The organism is Micromonospora sp. CPCC 205554 (genome assembly GCF_036902745.1).
GTDB lineage: Bacteria > Actinomycetota > Actinomycetes > Mycobacteriales > Micromonosporaceae > Micromonospora > Micromonospora tulbaghiae.
Genome location: NZ_JBAKHP010000017.1, coordinates 82,831 through 93,291, shown reverse-complemented (window position 1 = coordinate 93,291; position 10,461 = coordinate 82,831). Strand labels below are relative to the sequence as shown.

General features: G+C 75.5%; 11 protein-coding genes. 3 read left to right on the top strand and 8 right to left on the bottom strand.

Going from position 1 to position 10,461, the window contains the following annotated elements:
• The first annotated feature begins 96 nt into the window (after nucleotides 1-96).
• Nucleotides 97-939: a GNAT family N-acetyltransferase gene (locus V6U82_RS20735; RefSeq protein ID WP_334463635.1), complete on the top strand. Its 843-nt coding sequence runs from the start codon at nucleotides 97-99 to the stop codon at nucleotides 937-939.
• A 91-nt stretch (nucleotides 940-1,030) separates the two neighbouring features.
• Here V6U82_RS20735 and V6U82_RS20730 read toward each other — a convergent pair whose 3' ends face one another.
• Together V6U82_RS20730 and lgt are read right to left on the bottom strand one after the other, a co-directional pair.
• On the bottom strand, nucleotides 1,031-2,218 hold the full coding sequence (locus tag V6U82_RS20730) for an FAD-dependent oxidoreductase (protein WP_334463632.1): 1,188 nt from the start codon (nucleotides 2,216-2,218) through the stop codon (nucleotides 1,031-1,033).
• Between the two features lie 11 nt (nucleotides 2,219-2,229).
• Nucleotides 2,230-3,441, bottom strand: a complete 1,212-nt coding sequence (gene lgt, locus V6U82_RS20725) for a prolipoprotein diacylglyceryl transferase (RefSeq protein WP_334463629.1) — start codon at nucleotides 3,439-3,441, stop codon at nucleotides 2,230-2,232.
• A gap of 102 nt (nucleotides 3,442-3,543) precedes the next feature.
• Between lgt and V6U82_RS20720 the strand changes: the two genes are divergently transcribed.
• Nucleotides 3,544-4,095 (top strand): NUDIX hydrolase, encoded by a 552-nt coding sequence (locus tag V6U82_RS20720; RefSeq protein ID WP_334463627.1) that lies wholly within the window; start codon nucleotides 3,544-3,546, stop codon nucleotides 4,093-4,095.
• A 202-nt stretch (nucleotides 4,096-4,297) separates the two neighbouring features.
• Here V6U82_RS20720 and trpA read toward each other — a convergent pair whose 3' ends face one another.
• The 3 genes from trpA to trpC are packed head-to-tail and all read right to left on the bottom strand — an operon-like array spanning nucleotide 4,298 to nucleotide 7,170.
• Nucleotides 4,298-5,101, bottom strand: coding sequence for a tryptophan synthase subunit alpha (trpA, locus tag V6U82_RS20715; RefSeq protein ID WP_334463626.1), 804 nt, complete (start codon nucleotides 5,099-5,101; stop codon nucleotides 4,298-4,300).
• Nucleotides 5,102-5,105: 4 nt separating this feature from the next.
• Nucleotides 5,106-6,332 carry a tryptophan synthase subunit beta gene (trpB, locus tag V6U82_RS20710; RefSeq protein ID WP_128138752.1) on the bottom strand — a complete coding sequence of 409 codons (1,227 nt, stop codon included), beginning with the start codon at nucleotides 6,330-6,332 and terminating at the stop codon, nucleotides 5,106-5,108.
• A gap of 34 nt (nucleotides 6,333-6,366) precedes the next feature.
• Nucleotides 6,367-7,170 carry an indole-3-glycerol phosphate synthase TrpC gene (trpC, locus tag V6U82_RS20705; RefSeq protein ID WP_194801305.1) on the bottom strand — a complete coding sequence of 268 codons (804 nt, stop codon included), beginning with the start codon at nucleotides 7,168-7,170 and terminating at the stop codon, nucleotides 6,367-6,369.
• A 444-nt stretch (nucleotides 7,171-7,614) separates the two neighbouring features.
• Here trpC and V6U82_RS20700 point away from each other — a divergent pair, with 444 nt between their 5' ends.
• Complete coding sequence (locus V6U82_RS20700) at nucleotides 7,615-7,890, top strand: hypothetical protein (RefSeq protein ID WP_302907751.1); 276 nt, start codon at nucleotides 7,615-7,617, stop codon at nucleotides 7,888-7,890.
• Here the strand turns inward: V6U82_RS20700 and V6U82_RS20695 are convergent.
• From V6U82_RS20695 to hisI, 3 genes are read right to left on the bottom strand one after another with little or no spacing between them, the layout of a single operon-like run.
• Complete coding sequence (locus tag V6U82_RS20695; protein WP_334463623.1) at nucleotides 7,883-8,440, bottom strand: Trp biosynthesis-associated membrane protein; 558 nt, start codon at nucleotides 8,438-8,440, stop codon at nucleotides 7,883-7,885. The two genes, V6U82_RS20700 and V6U82_RS20695, sit on opposite strands and share 8 nt — an antisense overlap.
• Nucleotides 8,437-9,990, bottom strand: a complete 1,554-nt coding sequence (locus tag V6U82_RS20690; RefSeq protein WP_334463621.1) for an anthranilate synthase component I — start codon at nucleotides 9,988-9,990, stop codon at nucleotides 8,437-8,439. The genes V6U82_RS20695 and V6U82_RS20690 overlap by 4 nt, the downstream gene beginning before the upstream one ends.
• The gene (gene hisI, locus V6U82_RS20685; RefSeq protein ID WP_334463693.1) at nucleotides 9,987-10,400 is read right to left on the bottom strand and encodes a phosphoribosyl-AMP cyclohydrolase; all 414 of its coding nucleotides are present in this window, start codon (nucleotides 10,398-10,400) and stop codon (nucleotides 9,987-9,989) included. Before hisI ends, V6U82_RS20690 begins: the two co-directional genes overlap by 4 nt.
• Nucleotides 10,401-10,461 lie beyond the last annotated feature (61 nt).

Sequence of the window (10,461 nt, the reverse complement as noted above, 5' to 3'; positions counted from 1 at the left end):
CCCTCTGCGGTTTATTGAGTCTACGTTAGGGCTTCCGGCGCAAGGCCAGTTCAGATTGATCACACTTCCAGATGCTGGGACGTGTAGTCTCGCGCGGTGGATCTCGCACGCGCTGACGTACTCGACCGGTTGGAGCGGTTCTACGACGCGGTGCCCCGCGACGGGGCCCGGACCGAGGATCACGGCGCCCTGGTGCTGTTCGTCCGGGACGGCGCCGGATGGCCGTTCTACGCCCGGCCCCGGCTCGACGCCGACGAGGCGCCCACGCTCGCCGACGTGACAGCCGTGCGCGCCCGGCAGCGGGAACTGGGCCTGCCGGAGGCGTTCGAGTGGGTGCACGAGCACCAGCCGGACCTGCTCGCGGTGGCCCGCTCGGCCGGGCTCAGCGTGCTGGAGGCGCCGCTGATGCTGCTGGAACCGGAGCGGCTGCCCGACCCGGAGACGTTCAGCGACGTACCGGTGCGGGTGCTCGACCCCGCCGACCCCGGCTTCGCGTCGGACATCGCGCTGCGGCGCGCCGTCGCGGCGGTCGGCTTCGCCAACGGCGGCACCGCGCGCGGCGACGCCGGACCGGCCGAGCGGGACGCCGCCCTCGCCCAGCTGGACGTGGCAGCGCTGGAGGAGGAGGCGACCCGGGTCGCCGACGGGCGGCGCGTCTCGGTGCTCGCCGGGACGCCCGGCGAGGGCGCGCTCGCCAGCGGGATGGCGATGCGGGTCGACGACGTGGCGGAGATCGCCGGCGTGGCCACGCTGCCGTCCGCCCGGCAGCGCGGGCTGGGCGCGGCGGTGACCGCAACCCTCGCGCGGGAGCTGCGCGCCGCCGGCACCGACCTGGTCTTCCTCAGCGCCGGCAGCGAGGACATCGCCCGCGTCTACCTGCGGGTCGGGTTCCGCCGGGTGGGCACCGCCTGCATCGCCGAGCCCGCCGCCGTCATCTGAGCACCGGCGCGGCCCGCCCGCCCGGGGACCGGGCCGCTGCGGGACGGCCGCGCGCGGACGGGCCGCTGAGGAACGGGCCGCACGCGGACGGTCAGGACGGCGGCTGCCAGGCGGCGGCCGCCGCGGCTGCGGTGTTGCGCAGCCGCGGGCTGATCGTGCCCAGGGCCGCGTCCCGGGCGCGCAGCGCCAGCCGGCCCCGGGCCTGGAGCACCGCCGACATCCGCCGGGTCTGCCGGACCATCGTGGCCGCGCGAGGGCGGCGCAACCTGTCGTACGCGGTCACCGCGTCCGGCAGCCGCGATTCCCGCAGCAGCCCGGCCAGCGTCGCCGCGTCCTCGAACGCCAGGCAGGCGCCCTGCCCGAGGTGCGGCGGCATGGCGTGCGCGGCGTCGCCGAGCAGCACCACGCCGCCCGGGCCGGCCGGGAACCCGTACGCCTTGGGCAGCGGCCGCAGCTCGCGGATCTCCTGCTGGACGACGTCCTCCGGGTCGGTCGCCTCCAGCAGCGTCCCGATCGGCGCGGGCCACCCCGCGAACCAGCGTTTGAGCAGCGCGAGCTGGATCTCCGGCGGCTCCGGGCGGGGCGCGCCGGCGGCGGTCGCGACCCAGTAGACGCCGCCCCGGCGGGACGCGCCCGCTGTGCCCCGCTCGCCGAGCGAGGCGGCCAGGAAGCGGTACCCGGCGCCGAGCGTCTCGCCGTGCACCGGCTGGTCGTCCGGCAGCTGCGGGGCCCGGTACCAGGGGATGACCGCCCGCCAGGCCGCGCACCCGGAGCTGACCACGGCGGTCTCCGGGGCGAGGTGCCGGCGGATCTCGCTGTCCGTGCCGTCGGCGGCCACCACCAGGTCCGCCTCGTAGGTGTGCCGGCCGTCGCCCACCGCCGGTCGCTCGCCCGACGCCGCGCGCACCGTCCGCACGGCCACGCCGGTACGCAGCTCGACCCGGTCGCCCAGGCCGGCGATCAACGCGTCGTGCAGGTCCTCCCGGTGCACCACCACCGGCATCCGCTCGGCCGGCGTGGACCGGGCCTGCACCAGCCAGTGCCCGTCCGGGCGGCGCACACCCCCGTCGGGCAGCGGGGTGGCGATCGCGTCCAGCCCGTCGCCCAGGCCCAGGGCGCGCAGCGCGCGTACCCCGTTGGGCCAGAGCACCACGGCGGTCGGCTCCGGGCGGACCCGGTCGGCGCGTTCCAGCAGCGTGACCTGCCAGCCCGATCGGGCCAGCACACCGGCCGCCGCCATTCCGCCGAGGCCGGCGCCGACCACCACCGCGCTGCGCATGACTCCCCCGCTCAGCTGTCCCGGTCCGCCGGGCGCCCGCCGCCGTCGGCCCGGCCGGCGTTCGTGCGCTCCGCGTCCGCCCGCTCCGGTTCCGCGTCGTCGCCGTCGGCCCGGCCGGCCTTCGCGCTGTCGTCGCCGTCCGTGCCGCCCGTCGCGTCGCCGTCGGCGGCCTCGGCCCGTGCCGGTTCGTCGTCCGCCGCCGGCTCGGGGGGCAGCACGCCGGTCTTCCGGTACGCGTCGAACTGTTCCTCGGTCACCACCCGGTAGCCCTCGGGCGCGACCGGCCGTGCGGCGGCCTCCCGGGCGGACAGGTCGACCTGGGACACGTCGCCGGCCGGACCGGCCACGGGAGCCGGCTCGCCCACCGGCACCAGGTACTCGCGGGGACCGCGGACCCGGATGAAGTAGGCCAGCGCGCCGAGGAAGACCAGCGCGGCGGTCCAGACGTTGAGGCGTACGCCGAGGATCAGGTTCGCCTCGTCGGTGCGCATCAGCTCGATCCAGAACCGGCCCGCCGTGTAGCCCATCACGTAGAGCGCGAACGCCCGGCCGCGACCGAGCCGCAGCTTGCGGTCGAGGAACAGCACCAGCGCGGCGACGCCGACGTTCCAGAGCGCCTCGTAGAGAAACGTCGGATGGTAGAGCCCCGGCTGGAGCACCGGGTTGCCGGCGTCGTCGCGCAGCGCGTGACCGGGGTTGTCCTGGTCCATCACGTGCACTTCCAGGCCCCACGGCAGCGTGGTCCGCCCGCCGTACAGCTCGTTGTTGAACCAGTTGCCCAGGCGGCCGACGGCCTGCGCCAGGGGCAGCCCCGGTGCCAGCGCGTCGGCGACGACGGTGAACGGGATGCCGAGCTGCCGGGCGGCGAGCCACGCGCCGACCGCACCACCGGCCACCGCGCCCCAGATGCCGAGACCGCCCTCCCAGATGTAGAGCGCCTTGATCGGCTCGCCGCCGGCGCCGAAGTATTTCTCCGGCGAGGTGATCACGTGGTAGATCCGCGCGCCGATGATGCCCGCGGGCACGGCCCAGACGGCGATGTCGAGCACCGCGCCCGGCGCCACGCCTCGGCGGCGCAGCCGGTACTCGGTGACCACGCAGGCCACCACGATGCCGAGGATGATGCAGAGCGCGTACGCCCGGATCGGAACCGGACCGAGCTGCCAGACGGCGGTGCTGGGGCTGGGCATGGTCGCCAGTGGGGTCATCGGGGCGAGGGTCACGGGTGCACACGGTACCGGTGCGGACCGTGTGTGCGGCACCCCGGGCCGCCTGCCGCGCGGGTCGGATGACTTCTGGTTTGCACGGTCGTAGGCTCTTTGTCCATGAGCCCGCTCACCTGGGCGGTCGCCGCTGTCGTCACCGACGGGTCCGGCCGGCTGCTGCTCTGCCGCCGGTCCGAGGGGGCCCGCCGCTGGGGGTTGCCGGGCGGGCGGCTGCGCCACGACGAGAGCCCGGCGGACGCCGCCGTCCGGGCGGTCCGCGCGGAGACCGGCTGGGCGGTGGAGCTGACCGACCTGGTCGGCCTCTACCGGGTCACCGGTCCACCGGCGCCCGCCCCACCGGCCGGGCGGTGCCGCTCGCACCCCGACGTGCTGGTGCACGTGTTCCGCGCCGAGCCGGCCGACGCCGGGCCGCCTGACGAGCCGGCGGCCGGGTGCCTGCCGCGGTGGTGGCCGCCGCAGGAACTGCCCGACGTGCTGACCCCCACCACGCGCGCGGCGATCGCGGACGCGCTCGCCGGACGCCGCGGCGTGCTGCGCCACACCACCGCCGCCGACGCGCTCACGCCGCCCGGCGACGGGCCGCCCGGAGACGGGCCGCCCGCCCCGCCCGGCCAGCGCCCATCCGAGCAGGCCGACAGCAGTAGGCGCTGACCACCCTCCCGCTCACGCGGAACGCCTTCAAGATCTTGGTAGGTTTCGGCCCCTGTGAGGGCCGTTTCGTACCAAGATCTCGGACGGCCGGGTCGCGCTCGCGCATGATCGACACCAGTTCGCCGAAGTGGCGGGGTCCTGGCGTCTGTGACCACGCCAGCTCGGCGTAATGGAGTCGATCAAGGGCATGGCGAGCCGACCGTCAGCGAGCGGGGTTGCGGACCCCGTCGGCCAACTCGGCGCTGAGCCTGCGCAGCGCGGTCAGGCCGGCGGCCTGGTCCGGAGCGTCCAGCACGCAGCGGACCAGCGCGCTGCCCACGATCACCGCGTCGGCGTACCCGGCGACGGTGGCGGCCTGCGCGCCGGTGCCCACGCCCAGCCCGACGCCGACCGGGATGTCGGTGACCTCGCGCAGCCGGGAGACCAGGACCGGCGCCGCCTCGGAGGTCTGCGCGCGGGCGCCGGTGACACCCATGATCGCGGTGGCGTACACGAATCCGCGGCAGTGCTCGGCGGTCATCCGCAGCCGCGCGTCGGTCGAGGACGGGGACACCAGGAACGTGCGGTCCAGGCCGTGCGCGTCGGAGGCGGCCAGCCACTCGGCTGCCTCGTCCGGGATCAGGTCCGGCGTAATCAGGCCGGTGCCACCGGCGGCGGCCATGTCACGGGCGAACGCGTCCACGCCGTACTGCTCGATGGGGTTCCAGTAGGTCATCGTGACCACGCTGGCCCCGATCGCGGCGACCGCCTCGACGACGCGCAGCGCGTCCGCGACGCGGACACCGCCGGCCAGCGCGATGTCGCTCGCCTTCTGGATCACCGGGCCGTCCATCACCGGGTCGGAGTACGGGATCTCCACCTCGATGACGTCCACGCCCGCCTCGACCATGGCCTTCATGGCGGCGATGCTGCCCTCCACGGTCGGGAAGCCCGCCGGCATGCAACCGACCAGCACCGCCCGCCCGTCCGCCCGCGCCTTGTCGAAGGCGACCCCGATGCGGCTCACGCTGTCACTCCTTGTCGAGGATGCCGAAGTACGCGCCGGCGGTGTGCACGTCCTTGTCGCCCCGGCCGGACAGGTTGACCACGATCACCGGCTCCCGGCCCAGCTCCTCGGCGAGCCGGGGGGCGACGGCGCGGGCACCGGCCAGCGCGTGCGCGCTCTCGATCGCCGGGATCACGCCCTCGGTGCGGCAGAGCAGCTCGAACGCGGCCATCGCGTCGGCGTCGTCGACCGGCAGGTAGGTGGCCCGGCCGGTGTCGTGCAGCCAGGCGTGCTCCGGGCCGACGCCCGGGTAGTCCAGGCCGGCCGAGATCGAGTGCGACTCGATGGTCTGCCCGTCGGCGTCCTGGAGGACGTACGTACGGGTGCCGTGCAGCACGCCGGACGAGCCGCCGGTGATGCTGGCGGCGTGCCGGCCGGTGTCGACGCCCTCGCCGCCGGCCTCGAAGCCGTAGAGCCGGACCCCGGTGTCCGGCACGAACGCGTGGAAGATGCCGAGCGCGTTGGAGCCGCCACCGACGCAGGCCGCGACCGCGTCCGGCAGCGCGCCGGTCAGGTCCAGGCACTGCCGGCGGGCCTCCTCGCCGATGCCGCGCACGAAGTCCCGGACCATCTCCGGGAACGGGTGCGGGCCGGCGGCGGTGCCGATCAGGTAGTGGGTGTCCTCGACGTTGGCGACCCAGTCCCGCATCGCCTCGTTCATCGCGTCCTTGAGCGTGCGCGAGCCGGCGGTCACCGGGACGACTGTGGCGCCGAGCATCCGCATCCGCGCCACGTTCAGCGCCTGCCGCTCGGTGTCCACCTGGCCCATGTAGACGACGCACTCCAGGTCGAACAGCGCGGCGGCGGTGGCGGTGGCGACGCCGTGCTGGCCGGCGCCGGTCTCCGCGATGACCCGCCGCTTGCCCATCCGCTTGGTGAGCAGCGCCTGGCCCAGCACGTTGCGGACCTTGTGGGCGCCGGTGTGGTTGAGGTCCTCGCGCTTGAGCAGGACCCGCGCGCCGATCTGCGCGGAGAACCGCCGGGCCTCGTAGAGCAGCGAGGGCGTGCCGGCGTAGTCGCGCAGCAGCGCGTCGAACTCGGCGAGGAAGTCCTCGTCGCCCATCGCCTTCCGGTACGCCGCGTCCAGCTCGTCCAGCGCGGCGACCAGCGCCTCGGGGACGAACCGGCCGCCGAACCGGCCGAAGTGACCGGCGGCGTCGGGAACCTGGCCGGCTGCGGGTGCGGCGCTCATCGCGGGCGTCCTCTCGGATCGGGTGCCCGGCGGCTCAGCGCACCGGGCGGGGCGTGGCCGGGTGGTTACCGGCGTTGACCAGCTCGGCGACCGCTTCACGCGGGCTCTTCTGGGTGACCAGGCCCTCGCCCACCAGCACGGCGTCGGCGCCGGCGGAGGCGTACCGGATCAGGTCGTGCGGACCGCGCACCCCGGACTCGGCGATCTTGACGACGCTGCTCGGCAGGCCGGGCGCGATCCGCTCGAACACCGAGCGGTCGACCTCCAGGGTACGCAGGTCGCGGGCGTTCACGCCGATCACCTGCGCGCCCGCCTCCAGCGCGCGGTCCGCCTCCTCCTCGGTGTGCACCTCGACCAGCGCGGTCATGCCGAGCGACTCGATCCGCTCCAGCAGCCCGACCAGCGCGTTCTGCTCCAGCGCGGCGACGATCAGCAGCACCAGGTCGGCGCCGTGCGCGCGGGCCTCGTGCACCTGATAGCTGGAGACGACGAAGTCCTTGCGCAGCACCGGCACGTTCACCGCGGCCCGCACCGCCGCCAGGTCGTCGAGCGACCCGCCGAACCAACGGCCCTCGGTCAGCACACTGATCGCCCGCGCGCCACCCGCGGCGTAGTCCCCGGCCAGGTCGGCCGGGTCGGCGATCTCGGCCAGCCGCCCCTTGGACGGCGACGAGCGCTTCACCTCGGCGATCACGGCCACACCGGGGCGGCGCAGGGCCGCGTACGCGTCCAGCGGTGGCGGCGCGGCGGCGGCCAGTTCCCGGATCCGCTCCAGCGGAACCTGCTCCTGGCGCCGGGCCACGTCCTCGCGCACACCGGCCAGGATCTCGTCGAGCACCCCTGCGGACGGCGCCGCTCCGGCGTCGTCCCCCTCCGCGTGCGCATGCTCAGCAGTCACCAACGGACTCCCCTCTCCGGGCGTCATGGGCCGATGCTAGGGGGCGCCACCTGGCGACGAGTGCCGGGGGGTATGGCGCACCTCACGACATGGGCTGTGGCATGATGGCCGACTTCCGGTGAACGCCATGTCACGCAGCGCCACCGCTGGCATCGACCGTCACCCATCCCCTATCTCACCACGATCGTTCCGGGCCCGCAGGACGGGTTCCGGCGGCCGCTGTGACCAAGCTCAAGGACCTCCGGCCCTGCCCAGGTCGTCCCCGGTGCGACAGCGTTGACCTGTGCTTCACGGCGGCGAAACGTCCGCCCGGAAGCATCGTCGTCGGGCACACTCGACGCCGGCGGCTGCCGACCGTCGCCAACGATCTCGTATGGGGTGACCATGAGCGCCAACGGGCCGACCCAGACCATCGGCTTGACCACCATCTCCCGTACCGTCGCCTCGCTCGCCGTCGGCGTAGTTCACACGCTCGAACGCGCGGTGGCCGGTGACGGCCGGATGCGTACCGCCCGGGGCAACGCCTGGGAGGCGGTCTGCGCCGACCGGGCCCGCGCCGCCCAGCGCCGCGAGCTGGAGCGGCTGGTGGCCGAGCTGGCCGCCGCGCGGGCCGCGGCCCGGCAGCGGCGCGACGCCCGCGAGGCGCAGCCGGTCAGCTGACCGTCGGGTCCTCGCCCCGGTCCAGCGCGTCCCACGCGTCCCGGGTGCCACGCTCGACCGCCGGCCGGCCGGGCTCGTCCGCCGGGGCGGACCGCCGCTCGTACCGGGCGCCCATCGCCGGCCAGCCGTCGCCGCGCAGCGCGGTGAACGCGCCGCCGGCCGCCAGGGCCAGGCCGCCGGCCAGCACCAGCGCGGGCCACTGCCGGCTCACCCCGGTCTCGGTCAGGCCGATCCCGCCGCCGACCGTCACGGCCACGCCGACGGCGGCCAGCAGCACACCCAGCAGCCGGCGCAGCCGGCCCCGGGTGGCGAGCACCGCGCCACCGCCGGCGAGTCCCACGTACGTCAGCGCCAGCACCCAGGGCAGCAGCTCCGTACCGGTGCGCCCGGCCCGCCCGGACGGCAGCGACCCCCGGGCGGTCACCTCGACCGCCCAGGTCCGGGTCACCGCCCAGCAGGCCAGGCCCGCGCCGACCAGGCAGAGCAGCACCGCGTACGCGAGTTCGCGCCGGCCGCGGGCCGCGGGCGCGGTGGTGCCGGGCGCTCTCACCGGGCGGCCCGCAGCGTCTCGGCGGCGGCGATGGCGGCGAGGACGGCGGCGGCCTTGCTGCGCGTCTCCTGGTCCTCGGCGGCGGGGTCGGAATCGGCCACGATCCCGGCGCCGGCCTGCACGTAGGCGCGGCCGTCGCGGATCAGCGCGGTACGGATCGCGATGGCCATGTCCAGGTCGCCGCCGAAGGCGAAGTAGCCGACGGTGCCGCCGTAGACGCCGCGCCGCACCGGTTCCAGCTCCTCGATGATCTCCATGGCCCGGACCTTGGGCGCGCCGCTGAGCGTCCCGGCCGGGAACGTCGCGGCCAGCGCGTCGAACGCGGTGCGGTCGTCGCGCAGCTCGCCGACGACCGTGGAGACGATGTGCATGACGTGGCTGTAGCGCTCGATGGTGGCGAACTCGGGCACCTCGACGGTGCCCGGCCGGCACACCCGGCCCAGGTCGTTGCGGCCCAGGTCGACGAGCATCACGTGCTCGGCGCGTTCCTTGGGGTCGGCGAGCAGTTCGGCGGCGAGCTTCGCGTCGCCGTCCGGGGAGCCGCCGCGTGGCCGGGTGCCGGCGATCGGGTGCAGCAACGCCCGCCGCCGCCCGTCCGGGCCGGCGCTGACCTTGAGGTGCGCCTCCGGTGACGAGCCGACGATGTCGAAGCCGTCGAAACGCAACAGATACATGTACGGGCTGGGGTTCGTGGTGCGCAGCACCCGGTAGACGTCGAGCGGGTCGGCGTCGGTGGGGCGCTCGAAGCGCTGGCTGAGCACGATCTGGAAGCACTCACCGGCCCGGATCGCCTCCTTGGCCGCCTCCACCGCCTCCGGGTAGCCGCCCTCGGGGGTGCGGCTGACCACCTCGCCGACGCCGGGCCGGTCGACTGTCGAGACCATGGGCGGAATCGGCCGGGACAACGCGGTGGTCATCGCGTCGAGGCGGCCGACGGCGTGGTGGTAGGCGGCCTCGACCCGCCCGGCCCGGTCGGGGTCGTCCAGCGGCGGCAGCACCGCGTTGGCGACCAGGATCGCGGAGCCCTCGTAGTGGTCGAGGACCACCAGGTCGGTCGCGAGCATCATGCCCAGCTCGGGCACGTCCAGGTCGTCCTCGGTCAGCTCGGGCAGGCGCTCGAAGCGGCGGACCAGGTCGTACCCGAGGTAGCCGACCAGGCCGCCGGTCAGCGGCGGCATGTCGCCGGCCGGATCCCAGCCCGGCCCGGCGAGCGCGGCGACCGTCTCGCGCAGCACGGTGACCGGGTCGCCGCCGGTGGGCACGCCCGCCGGTGGCGTGCCGGTCCAGTTCGCCGCGCCGTCGCGCTCGGTGAGCGTGGCGCTGCTGCGCACGCCGATGAACGAGTAGCGCGACCAGGCCGTGCCGGCCGAGCCGACGCCCTGTTCGGCGGACTCCAGCAGGAACGTGCCGGGACCGCCGGCCAGCTTGCGGTAGACCCCGACCGGCGTCTCCGCGTCGGCGAGCAGCCGCCGGGTCACCGGCACGACCCGCCAGCGGGCGGCCAGGTCGGCGAAGGTGGACCGGTCCGGGCTGACCGTGCCGTCGGTCACGGGGTCGCCTCCGGAGCGCTGACCGGCAGCTCGGTGAAGAAGCAGGTGCGCTGCCCGGTGTGGCAGGCCGCGCCGACCTGCTCGACGCTGACCAGCAGCGCGTCGCCGTCGCAGTCGAGCGCCACCGAGCGCACGTACTGGTGGTTGCCCGAGGTGGCGCCCTTCACCCAGTACTCGCCGCGGCTGCGCGACCAGTAGGTGGCCCGGCCGGTGGTGAGCGTGCGGTGCAGCGCCTCGTCGTCCATCCAGGCGACCATCAGCACCTCGCCCGAGTCGTGGGCGCGGACCACGGCGGCGACCAGGCCGTCCGGGGTGCGGCGGAGCCTGGCCGCGATGGCCGGGTCGAGCCGGGACGGACGGGCCGGTCCGGGAGCGGGGGCGCCGGTCAGCGGCGCGTCAGGGGCGGGCACGGTTGACCATTCTCCCGCACGCGGCCCGGGCACCGCCGACGTGTCCCGGGAGGCGGGCGTC